Here is a 14,689-nt window from a genome sequence, read left to right as displayed (position 1 = left end):
GCGTAAGGATCTGGAGAGGATAACGTTCCCAGGCGGAGATCTGCTGTAAATTTTGCGTTCCTATATATACTCCTTGTCGTAGACGAGTAATATGCCCTTGCCGGATGGCCGTGCGGAGTCCGTAATCTGTATAGCCTTGGCGTATAAGGCAGTCTTTTGTGAGAAGGAGCTTTCCTAAGTCTTCTATAGTTCGCATCCTTTTTATTCTCGTCTATTGCTTACATCTGTGGGCAGGAGAGAGTCGCTATATGTGGATAAGTAGCACTAGATGCAGTAATCCACAGAGGGTGCGTGTCACAGGTTCCGGAGCAGTGGATATTCCGTACACCAGATGCGTTGCATTGTGATGCTTCCCGAAATGATTTCGATGGGTGTTACCCTCGGCGGCATGTCGCTGTTTGCCTACTCGGTGGGCGCTCGTAACCAGGAACGAATCAGTGATTCCATCCGCACGGCAGCACTGATGATTACCGGTACCTCACTGGTCTTCGGCGCGCTGGTCTTCGTCTTCCGCGACCAGGCTTTGTTGCTCATCGGCGGCGAAGCTCTGCTGGATCGCGGCGATCAGATGATGACCGCCATGCTGATTTCAGTGCTCTTCAATGGTTTGACCATGCTGTTCATGGTGTTGTTCCAGGCAGCAGGCAAGGCGGCACCAGCCATGATTATGGCGTCGGTTCAGGGAGTGCTTTTCATCCCCGTCCTTCTGCTGATGAACATGTGGTGGGGTTTCACCGGCCTGGTTTGGGCGCTGACCGTCACCGAATTCCTCACTTTCGCCCTGGGCGCTGTGCTGTTCTTCATGACAGGCGGAACGAAGGTTTCCCGCTTGCCTAAGATTGCAGAGCCTGCCGAAATGCAGCCTGCGCTGTAGGACGGCGGCAGGCTGGTCGGCCTAAAATACACTCAAAGCGTTGAATGCTCACCGAACAAGATGAGCATTCAACGCTTGCCGTGTATATAAGGGCAGGGACCTATCAGCCGCCGAATTCAGCTAGACGATTCGTAAGCTTGCCGTATCTTCGGAGCTTGTATCTCCTTCTATCAGCCGCTCATAGAGTCCTAGCTCTAAGAAGAGCTTGAGTAAATCTTGAACAGGTAAGTTGCGGGCGTATTTCACTACTTCATCGGTGCCCTCTTCGTACTGCCAAAGCTTATCTTCAATAGCTGTGCGCACGCCGGGGGAGTATTGGAAATCAACCTTGGTGTTAGATCTGGCCGTGGACTGCAACCGGGAGTCCTTCGCGATTTCGGCAACCATGGTGGACACGAATCCCACCTTAAATTCGTCGCCTAAATCGAGCCCCTGAAAGTACTCGTTAATCTTTTCGATGACTACAGATTTCTTTTTGCGCTCCCGTTCTCGCACCTGTGCCATGCCAGCTTCGGTAATTCCCGTGAGCCCGCTAGCTTCTCCTTTGGAGAGTCTGAGGTCTTCTTCTCGAATCTTTTCTAGGCGGAAGTGAGTGAGGACGACGTCGTCCACATCTACTTGTTCAGGGTTCGGCTCATCGAGGGTGAACTTGCGTAATCTTCTGCTGAGAAGGTCAGCGAAAGCGGCTAGTTCCTCGTAGTAAGGGTCATTAAAATCAAAGATTTGGGCGAAAAAAGCATATGTTTTTACGTACTGCGTGAGTGTGAAGCGGAAGTCGGTGAGGTTATCTAATTCTGCTTTGTTGCCGTCTTCGCGAGCGTTGCTCCATCGAATGGCGAAACGTTCTGCGGGTTGGCGGAGCAGGGAATCGAAATTCGCCTGGCGTACATTTGATGCTGACCATTTTTCCCAGAATTGCTTTACATCCTCGACGGTGTAGATGCCTTCAGTATCCAGTTTTGAAACTTGCTTGGAAATGAGCTCAAGGTCAGATTCTTGGCGAATTTCTGCCTCGGTATAGTATTCGCTGAAGCTCTGCAGAATCTTCTGAGGATCATTGACGAAGTCTAAAACGTAGGTGTTGTCTTTGCCAGCGGCGCGGCGATTGAGGCGAGAAAGAGTTTGAACCGCTGTGATGCCAGATAGCTTTTTATCAACATACATGGCCACGAGCAGTGGCTGATCAAAACCAGTTTGGTACTTGTTTGCCACAATCAGAATATGCTGGTCTTCCTGGGCGAAAACTTCTGCGAGATCTCGTCCGTGAAGTTGCGGGTTCATGGAGCTCTCAGTCACAGTGGGTGTTTCGCCACCGGGAAGAGTTTCTACATCTGGGTCAGGGAGCTCGCCGGAAAAAGCAACCAGTGTGTGTAACGGCAATCCTCGTTCACGAATCGCTTTTTCAAAAGCACGTTGGTAGCGTACGGCTGCTGCGCGCGAGTTAGTAACCACCATAGCTTTAGCTTTGCCACCCAGCTCATTTTTGACGGTGCCGGTGTAGTGGTCAAGAATAATCGCTACTTTAGAGGAGATGTTCGTGGGGTGGAGCTCTACGAAATTGATGAGAGTTTTAGTGCCTTTTTGAATATCGATTTCTTCGTTGGCGCTGTCTTCTTCTGCACGTTGAGCAATGCGAGCAGCCATTTCATAGCTGGTGTAGTTCTTTAAGACGTCGAGGATGAAGCCCTCTTCGATTGCCTGTTTCATGGGGTAGAGGTCGAAAGGCACTGGTGGCAGTTCGGGTGCGGGTCGGCGTCCGAAAATCTGTAGGGTTTTTTCTTTAGGTGTTGCGGTAAAAGCGAAGAAGGAGATGCGGTGAGCGGAATCTAACCGCTCTGCCATGCGGGTGAGCGCTTCTTGGTCGGCATCAGATTCATTGCCTTCGAGATCCAGGTCTATTTCAGCACCCTGGTAGAGCAACGATTTTACGGAGTCGGTGGCTTTACCTGCCTGGGAGGAGTGCGCTTCATCGGCGATGATTGCAAAATGTTTTCCCGCTAGCTGGCTGCCGCTCTTCTGCATTTCTTCTAACGCGTAGGGGAAGGTTTGTAACGTAACACCGATGATTTGCACACCGGATTCGAGAGCTTCTTTGAGCTGCTTTGCCTTAGACCCCTCGCCTCCGCGGGTAATGGGTTGAAAGGTCCCGGTTGCAGTCACGAGCTGGCCTACGGCGTCCTGAAGTTGCCTATCGAGAACCTGCCGATCTGCAATAACGATGACGGAGTCAAAGACTTTGTTGCCGTCTTCATTATGAAGGTTGGCGAGCCTGTGGGCTGTCCAAGCGATGGAATCTGTTTTACCTGATCCGGCGGAGTGCTGGATAAGGTACCTGTGCCCTGGTCCCTCAAACCGAGCCGCGTCAACGAGTTTGGTGACTGCTCGCCACTGGTGGTATCTGGGAAATCGTGTTTGTGAGTGATGAGTAATCCTGCCGGTGAACGGATCTACTTTCTTCTCGTGGTTGGTGTAGATGAATTTACTGAGGATAGTAATCCAGGTATTACGTTGCAGAATTTCTTCCCAGAAGTAAGAAGTAGAGATGCCCTCAGGATTGATTGGATTACCTGCACCGTTGTCTTTGCCGCGATTGAAGGGGAGGAAGGTGGTGGCTTTCCCATCAAGGCGGGTGGTCATGAAAATTTCGTCTTGGGCAAGTGCGAAATGGACGAGAGCACCGCGGTGTTCCTGCAAGAGCGGGGATAGCTTGGGGTCACGATCTTGCTTGTACTGTTTAATGGCTTGTTGCAACGTTTGGGCATATTCGCTTTTGAGCTCTGCTGTGGCCACAGGTATACCGTTGCAGAAAAAGACTAGATCAACCCGAGCTTTTTGGGGCTGAGTAGGATAGGCATGGACTTCTTCAACTACCCGTAGGATGTTCTTTTCGAAGAGGTCCGAGAGCTCAGGGTTGCGGTTATCTTGTGGGGGTAGCTGAAGTACTTTAAAGGGGCGACGCGCACCAAGCACTCTGAAACCCTTGCGCAGTACGTTAAGAGTGCCGCCTCCTTGCAGTTCAGGAGTAGCAAGTGTGCGCACGAGTGAATCGAGAATACGTTCTTTGGCTTTGGCTGTTTCATCAGCGCTCAAGCCAGGTTTGACGATGCGCTCGTAGTTTTGCGGATCGCTTATCTGCAACCATTTGAGGAGATCAGCCGGGAAAAGTGCCCGTTCGGCATCGTATTCGGAATCGTTGGGGGAGTGTTCCCATCCGTTTGCTGCAAGGTACTCGCAGATTTCTTGCTGGAAAGGACGTTCGAGGTGGGCGCGGGGCATGGGAGGCTCCTGGGGAGAAGGTGCAGAAGTTTCTCTTTCAGTGTATGAGGTGAAGCCTATGGTCTGGTGCACGAGTGCAAATATCCAACATACAATGTGTAAAATTTTACGCGCTGTATGGAGGGTATTTGTACTTTGCTGGCCTGAAACTGGCTAAAAATATGAACTTGTACATTGAATGTACATTCATTTGTACATCCAATGTACAATTTTATATATGGTCTTGTATCCTCGTTTTATAGAACCCACTATCCGTGAACATTTAGCTGTTACTCCTGTGCTTATCGTTGAGGGTGCCAGGGCAGTCGGTAAAACCAGTCTCGTGCAGAAACTACGCACAGATGGATTGCTAACAGCGGTTTACTCTATGACGGATGTAGAACTAAGGAAGACAGTTGAAAACGACCCGGTAGCTTGGTTGCGCGGTCGAACCTGGCCCTGCGCCATAGATGAGGCTCAGCTCGTCCCTGACCTTCCGCTAGCTCTTAAAACAATCTTGGATGAAAACAGTGACCAAATCAGAGTTCTTCTTACAGGTTCATCGAGTATCGGGCAAACCCAGACAAACTTTGGAGGCTCTGATCCGCTAGCACGCCGGGCGTTCAGAATTACTCTGGAGCCTTTATCCGAGGCTGAAATATTTGCCGGCGAGCAACTTCTTGCTCCTTGGTCAATAATTGATGAGATGTTCAGAGCAGAACCTTCTGATACTGAGAGATCTCTAGGTTTTCCTAGTCAAAACGAGATTTTTACTCGCGGTGGTATGCCACAGTACAGAGTTTCTGAGACCACAAAAAGCCCGGGGCTTTTACGCTCTGCTATTGAGCAAGGTATTCGAAGTATTCTGACAGAGCGTGTAAAACCGGGCGAAATTTTTGACCAGCAAAGAGCTTATGAATTGTTGGCTTACATTCTGCGCCATCCAGCATCGGAGTTAAATATGTCTGAAGCTGGAAGAGATCTATCTATTGATCGTAGAACTGTAGACAGCTATATCAATGCGTTAGAAAAAAGGTTCTTGGTGTACGAGGTTCCAAACTTTCACCGCCCCTCCAAACGTACTCTTCGGAGCTCAGCGAAATTTTTTCCAGCAGATTTAGCATTATCCACTCATGTCATTACCAGTCAGAGCGATAAAAGATTAGATGATTCTGATATTCGGGGCAGGCTCACTGAAGCACATGTTGTTCAACAGATGAGGGCGCATGCCGGTTGGTCTGAACTGGAGGTGGATATTTTCCATTGGCGTCAATCAATCAAACAGAAGCCTGCTGAAGTTGATTTAGTACTTAGAGATCGTCAAGGCAGATTGGTTGCTATTGAGGTAAAATCTTCCACCCGGTTTAAGGCGGATCATTTGAAGGGAATCCGGGCTTTTAAGGAGCTATATCCTGACGATTTTCACAGGGGTTTCTTGGTGTCGCATAATCCTGAAGTTATGAGAGTGAGCGAAGATATTTGGGCGATACCTATTGAATATTTGGGGTCAAGAGATTCCTGGGAGGGGGATTTCGCTCTTCAAATCCCTCCGCAGATAGCTGATGGTGAAGAAGCTCAAGATGAGATCGAAATGTTAGGGGAAGATATGTCCGATACTCAGATTTTTATGAGCTATACCCATCAGGATGCTGATTCCGTGGTTGGCGGAGATATGCGCCAGTTTGGTAGAGATATTGCCGAGGCACTTGAGAGCTTGTTTGGGCGTTCAGTTGATTTGTTCCTTGACACTGATAAGGCGCGTTGGGGAGAACATTTATGGAATCGTCTAGACGCTGAAATTCAACGTTCTACCTTTTTCATGCCCTTTATTACTCCTCGCTATTTGAATAGTAAGGCTTGCGTGGATGAGTTTCAGAAGTTTTTGGACGCTGCTGAGCGCGCCGGCGCAGAGAAGCAACTTATGCTTCCACTGGTGTGGATTACTCCTCCTGCTTTTAAGCGAAATACCGGCAATAGCTTGATTGTTGAACGCGTGAAGCAAACGTTGTATCAAGATGTTTCTGAGATAAGAACACTCGACCGGAGCGCAAGTGGCTACCGCCAGAAGGTTGAAGAGCTTGCTGGATATATCAACGAGATGATTGAAGAGAGGGAGCAACAGGGAATTGAAATTAGCGAATCGACTTCAACTGAAGAAGAGGAAGTAGCTAAGGGCGCCTTCGATTATTTAGCAGAGATTGAGGAAACCTACCCACAGGTTGAGTCATCCCTTGAAAGTTTTATGAGTGCCTTTACTCAGTTAGGATTGGGCTTTCAAGAGAGCGGTGGAAAGCTCAATGAGCAAGCGTTATCAAACCCATTTCAGACACAGAAGCTATTGAAAGAGATGGCTAAAGAGCTTGCTCCATTAGCCAAGGAAACAGAGGAAAAATCTCAGGAAGCTTCTAAAAAGTGGTCTGAACTCATTAGTAAACTCAATCGTGGTGTTCATTTGCTGAGTGAAGCTTCAGTTGAAGATGTTCCAGATTCTCTTATTCACGATATTGCCTCAATTCGGGATACTCTCCAAAAACTCGAAGGGGTCGCAGAGATTGAATCTATTGCGATTCAGATGCCTAAGCTTTCCTCTGCGCTGACACCTATTTCACGTGCTTTCCTCTCCAGCATTCGTACTATCAATTCGATGGAGGAATCTGTTAGCGATTGGTTGCGATCGATTGGTTATGAAAAGTAACGGAGAAAAGCTAAAATCTGTCGTTTACTAAAGCCAATGGTTGAAGTGCGCGGTGAAGCTCTTCGATGTTTACTACCTTGTGCTTCTTCGCGGAGGTCATGGAGAGAAGAAAATCCTTGAGACTGTTGCCCTGAGCGGAGTTATGCAGACTAAAGTAAATGGTCTGCTGGGATAGGGCGCGTAGATTGCTCTGCCGATAGTAAGAGTTGGCGTGCGAGAACAGCACCAAAGTTTCTATAAAGAGTTTGCTGTGCAGTGGGGACTGCGTATTGAGGTAGTTTCTGAGATGCACTGCCTGTATGCGTGCTTGTTTACCAGGGGAGACGGCGTAGGAATCGGTGTGTTCTTCAAAATAGATGTTGGTCTTGGGGCCCTCTGGTGTGGCTCGGTGGTGGATGAGCGCTTCTTGCGGTGATGAACCTTTGTGCGGGACTTTGAGGTGCCAGATATTGCCTGACCAATACTTGTTTTCAATCACGAGCACGGTGTTTTGCGTGATGATGAGGTGATCGATTTGACGGCGTACGCCGTCGCTGGTGGTGAAGGTGAGGTTGGTGAGGAGGACGCCGTGGAGTCCTGCTTCTTTGCAGGAATCGAGGATGGTCTTGCGAGTGTATTGCTCGGTAGAGAGTTGCCGGTTGAAGCTGGCCAGTTCCTTGGTGAGCCGTTGAACTTCAGCCCGGTCATCGAGGCTTTCTAGCTTTTTGATTTGCTGAGTTTGCTCGAGAACTTTCGCTTCAAGTTCTTGGTTTGCGGAGGCGCGTTCAGCAAGCTGGTTTTCTGCCACGCGAAGTTGCTCTATACTGGGTGCGTTTTGGAGTTGGTGTAGCAGCGTGGTGTTGGAGTCGTGAATGCGCCCCTCAAGAAGCGCAAGGTTCTGCTCGAGCGATTCGAGTTGTTGGGGCGTGCTAGCACTCGCCTTCTTCCATTGCATGTAGAAGAAGACGAGCCCGACCAATGTGAGGGTAAGCAGGACAACGAGAGCGAGTAGAAGTGGTTCCAAGGTGGCTCCTGGGGCGGGCGGTTTCCTTCGATGCTACTTCTTTTTCTTTACCCACTGTAACTTGAGTTACTTTTATTTCACTGCGCTAAGGTGCTTTCTGAATGTGACAATTTTTGCTTCATCTCGGCTGTTGGTAGAACCGCCCTCAATAACCCTCAGCTTAGTGCCGAAGGTTAGAACGTTCACATCATCTTCCGGGAGCGAGAGCTCTCGCGCGATACGTTCTACCGTTACCGGTCCGCTCTTATCTGCGGCATATACCTGCGGATAAACTTTGGACATTTCGTAGGTAGACATTCCACCTGGCTCACCCTTTTGAAAGCCGCGTTTAGTGAGTTCTGCGCAAGTGGTGCGGTATATCCAGTCGGTCATCCTGCCGTTTTTGTGCAGGGTGTAGGTAAGCGCCATTGCTGAGACTTTGAAGGCATCTTTGGCGTAGAGAATGTCGTTAACTTTAGCGTTATGGGGCATGTACTCAGCGAGCATTGAATCAGGAAGTAAGAAGGCAGAGGCGAATTGGTTCGCCTCTTGTTCTTGCTGTGCGGCTGATTCGGCGCAGGAATGTTTGTGCATGACGAGGTGCCCTAGTTCGTGGGCGAGGTCAAAGCGAGCACGCTCGGGTGTTTTATGGCGCGCTAAAAAAACAAAGGGCTGAGCCTTATGGAAGAAAGAGAAGGCATCTACCGACATCGCCAATGGGGGTAGACCAAACACGTGGATGCCTTTTGATTCGCTAAGTTGTACGAGATTAGGTAGGGGTTTGACGCCGAGACCCCAGTGGTCGCGCAGTAGTTGAGCTGCCATGTGCGGGGTTTCATGGGCGAAGGTAGGAAGGTTGAGGCGGGGCAGAATGAATCGCTCTCCAATCCAGTGCGCGATTTCAACGCCGAACGCACCTGCGGCTTCTGCTGCATCTCTATTTTTGCGGGTGGTATTTCTACCTGCACGAAAGTTGACGGTGTCAGTTTCGATTTCTGGAGCGCCCGGAAGGCCGAAGAAGGATGCCGGAAATTCTAAAATTTCAGCAAGTTTCAGGGCGCAGTTGAGTGGGGCACCGTCTATTTCGTATTTTTCGGCGGTACGACTTGAAATGCCCAATTCACGTGAGAGGGACGCGCGGGTGTGACCTCGCCGTTTGCGGGCGAGGGAGATGCGGTCTGGGTTGAGTAGGTTAGGCAATTTTGAAGTCGATTTCTCCGCCGCCGATGTCTCTAATGTTTTCGATTGCGGTGTCAAAGGGTATGGGTTGAAGGAGGACGCGTACTTGCCAGTCGCCAAATTGTCCATCTTTGAAGTTTGGGTAAGGAAGGGAAACCTCGCAACGTAGTTCATTTTCTGCACGGTAGTAGAGCAGGAACCAGTCTCCTTCGGGCGGGGTATTAGTTACAGAAGTAGCTTTCTGGTCTTCTGGAGCATTAAGAACGAAGAGAACAGGGTCACCGCTGTTGACCGCTTGTTCTGTGGCTTTTCCTTTTGCGCGGTTAGCACGTGGTTTCGCTAGAACATCAGGGTTTCCAGTATCTTCATTACCACCGATAATTCCTAGGGTGTACTTCTTAATAGGGTGAGAGGCTAGAGGCCTATTTTGCGGGTCTGTAAGGTTCCAGTTGTGTTTGGTGCGGAGATGGTCTCGGAGCACTTCTGTGGTATCGAACCAGCGACGTGAACCTGCTGCAGTGACGGGCGCACTTGTGCGCGTGTTGGCAGAAGCAGTCTCGCCAGCAGCCAGGCTTTCGTGGATATCTGCAATATCGATGTCCATGAGGGCTAAGTATTCCGCAGCTTGATTAGGCTGAATGATGTGCGCGCCCTCTGAATAGGGAAGTGAAACAGGCATGACGAACCACCTTCGGGAGAAGAATAAGGTACCTCAAATTATTGCACAAAACCCGAAGATTGTAACTGGGGGTTTGTTTTTGTTGCTTCCCTTTGTAAATACTCTTGGAGTAAATTCATAAGTCGTGCCAGTTGGAGACCAATTAGCAAGTGGAGATTTTTACTTATTTGAATATTTAAACAGGTTTCCCCTTGTTGTTTCGGATTAGTTTTGCTGAATCTTGGCTAAAACCGGCTATACCGAGAATGAATAAAAAGATTGCTATAGCAATTGCAACCCATCTCCAGTTACTAGTCCAGTTTAGGGTGTTGAGGGTTATAAAAGTCGCCACTAATACAAAAGAAATTCCAATTCATATTCCAATAGGAGATCTAGTTGCTTGGGATTCCGAATAAATAGAATTCATCTCGGTTCTGATGAAATTATCGATATCCGTTGCCATAGGATCATTTGCAGGGTACTGTGCACGAATTTCTAAGAGTTTTAGCAGACTTTCCCTCTTGTTGACGGGGTTGCGGAATATTTCCAAGACGGGGATAAGAGCAGTGCCTAGGCCGGTCAGGGATACGAGGATTTTAGTTATTTCTTCTATTTGCATAAAGTTTTATTCTAAATAATTTTTTATTGGGACATGGAGAGTAAATTTTGGATAAGTGAAACCTTTCTTTCTTGTAAAATTCTTTTCGAAATATTTATATCTGTTACCAGTGATTTTAACTTACTTATTTCTTCTAGGTTGGTCTTTACAATTTGTTCTTGATTCTTGAGAGTGGGTAGCGGAATTCTTGTATTTAAAACCTCCTGTTCAGATATTCTCTTTAATCCGCCCGCTCCGGTCATAGAAGCTATCGCTGGTTCACGAAAAAGAGAAGATTGCATAAACAATGCCAAGTAGTTCGGGTGTATTAACTCAATATTGGGTCTCAATACAGTAACTTCTGTGGTCGCAAAAACTGGCTTAGATAAATCTGCCCCTAATAATCCCTTGCCATTTTCAAAACAGGGAGTTACTTTTGCGATGGCTATATCTTTTGGGGTTATATAAGAATAACTGGAAATTAACTCACTCCATTTCTTGGTCACCCCAGATTTAGGAGGAGTAAAGAATTGGATGCTTTCCATTGGTAAAAGGGTGCATTCTGTATCTTTAGAATCTCTTAAATTACTATCAACAGCTGGGTTTAGTGTAACAAGATGCCGTAAACGAATTTTTTGTTGTGAAGATTCTTTGGTAAAAAATGAATCTATGAATGCTTTTCTTTTATCTGCAACCAGTTTCTCGACAAAATTAAAATCCGAAAGGGCACTATCGATTTCGGTCAACTCGCGGTCAAGCTGGTTTGTGATTCTCTTCTGTTTCTCCAACGGAGGTACCACTACAGGTATGAGTTTTGCATCGTCCCAGCTCAAAGATTGCCGAAGTCCGCTTCCCAATGAATAGAAAACTTTTGCGTTATCAAGTAGTCGCAAATAATAAGCTAAAAATTTTGGATAAATTTTAGTCGGGCGAATAGTAATATAGGCAGAAGTTATAATTCCGTCTTGGGTTGAGATAGCGGAACGCAGGCTTCTCTTATCATTTTGTAAATCCGTAAGACGTAAGACAATATCGTGTTTTTCAATTAGATTGTAAGTTTCAAAAGATTCAGGGAGTAAGCCATCGGCTGTATCTATATTTTTTTGCTTAATTTCTCCATAGCTAAGGGACAACAGATTCCGTGAAAGGTGACCTTTATTCTTCTTTTTTACGTGTTCTACGAGCCTGCCTAGACGAGTAACTGTGTAGTCCTCAGGGATTGAGCCCATCCATGAGATTTCTCGTGGTAAATTTTCACTCATCTACTTCCCCAATCCTTCCAAACGCTCACGGATTCTGCCCAGCACCTCGTTAAGATCGCGGTCGATTTCCTCCAGGGAGCGCGGCGGCACATACTCATAGAAATGCCGCGTAAACGGAATCTCCGCGCCCTCCTTCGTCTTCGACTCATCAACCCAAGCATCAGGAACAAACGGCTTCACTTCACGTTCTAGATACTCATGAATATCCTCGTCCCAGGGCACATTCTCTGTATCACGCAACGCCGAGTCGGCAACCGGCTTACCCGCCTTTACTACAGGTTCGGCTGTCTCATCACGAGCCGAAAGCTCATCCGCCAGCTTCTTGAGCGCGGCAGGTTTAACAGTCGCGCCGGCAGAATCAAATACTTCTCGTAGCTGCTTCTCAAACTCCAAGCGGTCAGTCTCTACTACACCGCCAGCCTCAACCACACGCTGCTCCAAAGCTGCGCGCAGTGCAGCGGCAACAGCGTCGTCCAACTTCAACTTAGCCAACTCACGCGACGCCAATAATCCCTCTACCCGCTCCTGGGTAAACGCGAAATTCTGGCGCAACGGACGCTCCACCGTAATCGTGCGATACATAAACTCTTCACGAGCAAACACCTTAGACCGCTTATCATCAGCAGACTCAAAAGCCTTAAAAAGCTGCGCAATCTCCTTGATATGATCCTCGCTCAACCTCTTGCGCTTAGAACCCACCGACTTGCGCATCTTCTCAAACATCTCAGTTGCATCAATCAACTGAACCTTATTGCGGCGCTCCACCTTCTTGCTCTTATTGAGCATCCAAATATAAGTAGAAATGCCGGTGTTATAGAACATATCCGTAGGCAAACCAATAATTGCCTCCAGATAGTCATTATCCAAAACCCACTTGCGGATATTGCTCTCACCCGAACCGGCACCACCAGTAAACAAGGGCGAACCATTCAACACGATGGCACCGCGACCACCGGTATCAGCAACACCCTGCTTCGCACCTGAACTGGGTTCACGCAACTTAGAAATCAAATGCTGCAAAAACAACAGTGAACCATCAGAAACCCGGGGGAGGCCCGCACCGAAACGGCCTGTGAAACCGGCAATCTTGTGCTCAGCTTCAACAGTTGCTTTAGCGCCCTTCCAATCCACACCAAAAGGAGGATTACTCAAACCATAGTGAAAAGTGCGATTCTCAAACGCAGGATTAGTCAGCGTATTACCCAGCGCAATATTCTCAATCGCCTGACCCTTCACCACCATATCCGCCTTACAAATAGCGTAAGACGCAGGATTAATCTCCTGACCCAACAGATTCACCTGGGCAGTATCATTGAACTTCTTAATCTTTTCATCCGCCACAGACAACATGCCGCCGGTACCCGCCGTCGGATCATAAACATCCCGAGTAATATTCGGGCGCATCAAATCCTCTTCATCCGTGAGCAACAGAGTCACCATTAACTCAATCACCTCACGAGGAGTGAAATGCTCACCGGCAGTCTCATTTGAAGCTTCCGCAAACTTACGAATGAGCTCCTCAAAGATATTGCCCATCTCCTCATTAGAGACGTTATCTGGGTGAAGGTTGATTTTGCTGTAATGCTGGACGACCTGAAACAGCAGGTCGTGCTCCGCCAGCTCGGCAATGGTGTCTTCAAACTTATACTTCTCGAAAATATCGCGAACGTTAGGCGAAAAAGAGTTGATGTAGGAGCGTAGGTTTTGCTCCAAAGTATCAGCATCGCCCTTAATCGAGCTCAAAGTGTGCTTCGACGAGTTGTAAAAACTGTATTCATGCTTCGCTCGCGCACGAAGCATCGCCAAAGGCACCTCGGCGTCCGCGTCATAACCAGAAATCGCGGTTAAAACAGCATCTTTAGTCGGTTCCAACACAGCGTCCAGACGGTACAAAACCGTGAACGGCAAAATGATGTCGCCGTACTGATGCTGCTTATAAGTACCTCTCAGCACGTCAGCAACATTCCAAATGAACTGTGAATAATTCAGCGAACTCGCCATAGGGGAGGGAAACCTAACTCTCAGAAGTGCAAATACCTACCTCTAAATGTAGAACATGCCGAGAGAATTCGGTGACTTTGAGAAGCGGTAGCTGCCAGGTCATGGTCGATAGGCGAAATGTTACAAGGTCGTTCGTAAAGAAGGCTTATCTTGTCAGTGCCTATTTCTACACTGAGCTCGTATTGTGAAAGGACCACGTTATGCAAGACCTCCTGAGCTCAGAGGCATTCAAGAACTTTACTAGCCTGTTTAGTCCGCTCTTTACAGTCCTCATATCTGCTGTTGTCTCTATGTGGATTTCACGCCGAACTATTGAAAACACAAACGAGGCAACACCTCCGGCTTTAAAGCGGCTCGAAATCTCGGCAAATATTTACCACCAGGCTAAGAACTCTGACGACTCCGAAGAACTAACAGAGCATCTATTAGAAAATTACAACTATGCGGCAGATGCTGCCCGATGGGAAAAAGAGGTACTAAAAGAAACTCGCTATCAGAGTATGGTGCAAAGAAATCTTCTTAAGGTTCCCTACGCTGCAGTGATGAAACAGAAGATAACTCATATGCCGTATTTTGGGCCGTCGCTCTTCCTCGAAGGATTGTTTGTTCTCCTGAACTTCACACTGTATATTTTTGGATTACTCATGCTCTTAGAAATCAGCTGGATAGCTTTTTACCAGCAAATTTCATTTCTTATCTTCCTTATACTTCTAGCCGCTACCCTAATAATCCTTGTGCTCCCGCCATTCTTGCGGTCAGGGATAAGTAACGACTGTAAGACGCATGAAAGCCAACAAGAATACGTGCGGATCCTAAGCAGCTGTTTCAACCGTGAAGTAGCTATAGAGGAAAATGATGGAATGCGGCAACGCCGCCTAGAAGCCGCGATATTAAACCCGGAGGTAAGAAGAACTTGCAACTTTCGCAGACTCCAAGCCTCATCCAACGGGGATTCTTTTATAGACCTCTTCAAAAATCTATGCGTCTGTCTATGCGTAATGTATGTGCGCTTCATGAAGCTTTGTAACTTCGAGAAACCTCTCCGCACACTTGCAGGACCATCGCCGTATGTCGCTCCTGGGGCATAGTGTCCTTCGGTTTTTGCTGGATTAGGTTTGTAGCAGATAGCGCGCACCGTACTGGGAAATGTTCTGGTACCTCGTGCGCTATCTAGTGCAAACGGAT

Annotated in this window: 9 protein-coding genes; 3 read left to right on the top strand and 6 right to left on the bottom strand. The window is 47.9% G+C overall.

The window, feature by feature from the left end; all coding sequences use genetic code 11:
- Positions 1–331: 331 nt before the first annotated feature.
- A complete protein-coding gene (locus tag ACFR81_RS00495; RefSeq protein WP_343875865.1) occupies positions 332–874 on the top strand; it encodes an MATE family efflux transporter in 543 nt (180 codons plus the stop codon).
- A 120-nt stretch (positions 875–994) separates the two neighbouring features.
- On the opposite strand, the gene ACFR81_RS00490 is transcribed toward ACFR81_RS00495, so the two are convergent.
- Positions 995–4,150 (bottom strand): type I restriction endonuclease subunit R, encoded by a 3,156-nt coding sequence (locus tag ACFR81_RS00490; protein ID WP_343875863.1) that lies wholly within the window; start codon positions 4,148–4,150, stop codon positions 995–997.
- A 217-nt stretch (positions 4,151–4,367) separates the two neighbouring features.
- On the opposite strand from ACFR81_RS00490, the gene ACFR81_RS00485 reads away from it, so the two are divergent.
- Positions 4,368–6,824 carry a DUF4143 domain-containing protein gene (locus tag ACFR81_RS00485; protein WP_377148584.1) on the top strand — a complete coding sequence of 819 codons (2,457 nt, stop codon included), beginning with the start codon at positions 4,368–4,370 and terminating at the stop codon, positions 6,822–6,824.
- A gap of 10 nt (positions 6,825–6,834) precedes the next feature.
- Here the strand turns inward: ACFR81_RS00485 and ACFR81_RS00480 are convergent, their stop codons facing one another.
- The 5 genes from ACFR81_RS00480 to ACFR81_RS00460 form a co-directional block, all read right to left on the bottom strand.
- Complete coding sequence (locus ACFR81_RS00480; protein ID WP_343875859.1) at positions 6,835–7,827, bottom strand: nuclease-related domain-containing protein; 993 nt, start codon at positions 7,825–7,827, stop codon at positions 6,835–6,837.
- 72 nt (positions 7,828–7,899) lie between these two features.
- On the bottom strand, positions 7,900–9,006 hold the full coding sequence (locus ACFR81_RS00475) for an XRE family transcriptional regulator (protein WP_343875857.1): 1,107 nt from the start codon (positions 9,004–9,006) through the stop codon (positions 7,900–7,902).
- Complete coding sequence (locus ACFR81_RS00470) at positions 8,999–9,664, bottom strand: hypothetical protein (protein WP_343875855.1); 666 nt, start codon at positions 9,662–9,664, stop codon at positions 8,999–9,001. Before ACFR81_RS00470 ends, ACFR81_RS00475 begins: the two co-directional genes overlap by 8 nt.
- Before the next feature lie 621 nt (positions 9,665–10,285).
- Positions 10,286–11,503, bottom strand: coding sequence for a restriction endonuclease subunit S (locus ACFR81_RS00465; protein ID WP_343875853.1), 1,218 nt, complete (start codon positions 11,501–11,503; stop codon positions 10,286–10,288).
- The gene (locus ACFR81_RS00460) at positions 11,504–13,504 is read right to left on the bottom strand and encodes a type I restriction-modification system subunit M (RefSeq protein ID WP_343875851.1); all 2,001 of its coding nucleotides are present in this window, start codon (positions 13,502–13,504) and stop codon (positions 11,504–11,506) included.
- Positions 13,505–13,704: 200 nt separating this feature from the next.
- Between ACFR81_RS00460 and ACFR81_RS00455 the strand changes: the two genes are divergently transcribed.
- Positions 13,705–14,592 (top strand): hypothetical protein, encoded by an 888-nt coding sequence (locus ACFR81_RS00455; protein WP_343875849.1) that lies wholly within the window; start codon positions 13,705–13,707, stop codon positions 14,590–14,592.
- Positions 14,593–14,689 lie beyond the last annotated feature (97 nt).

Source organism: Rothia amarae, assembly GCF_042677725.1.
GTDB lineage: Bacteria > Actinomycetota > Actinomycetes > Actinomycetales > Micrococcaceae > Rothia > Rothia amarae.
Note: the sequence above shows the minus strand (reverse complement) of the source record. Positions and strands in the feature narration are given on the sequence as shown.

Excerpts from the sequence above, each read along its gene's own strand:
- ACFR81_RS00470 (WP_343875855.1), bottom strand. The coding sequence starts at position 9,664 with ATGCCTGTTTCACTTCCCTATTCAGAGGGCGCGCACATCATTCAGCCT.
- ACFR81_RS00455 (WP_343875849.1), top strand. The coding sequence starts at position 13,705 with ATGCAAGACCTCCTGAGCTCAGAGGCATTCAAGAACTTTACTAGCCTG.
- ACFR81_RS00495 (WP_343875865.1), top strand. The coding sequence starts at position 332 with ATGCGTTGCATTGTGATGCTTCCCGAAATGATTTCGATGGGTGTTACC.
- ACFR81_RS00465 (WP_343875853.1), bottom strand. The coding sequence starts at position 11,503 with ATGAGTGAAAATTTACCACGAGAAATCTCATGGATGGGCTCAATCCCT.
- ACFR81_RS00490 (WP_343875863.1), bottom strand. The coding sequence starts at position 4,150 with ATGCCCCGCGCCCACCTCGAACGTCCTTTCCAGCAAGAAATCTGCGAG.
- ACFR81_RS00485 (WP_377148584.1), top strand. The coding sequence starts at position 4,368 with ATGGTCTTGTATCCTCGTTTTATAGAACCCACTATCCGTGAACATTTA.
- ACFR81_RS00460 (WP_343875851.1), bottom strand. The coding sequence starts at position 13,504 with ATGGCGAGTTCGCTGAATTATTCACAGTTCATTTGGAATGTTGCTGAC.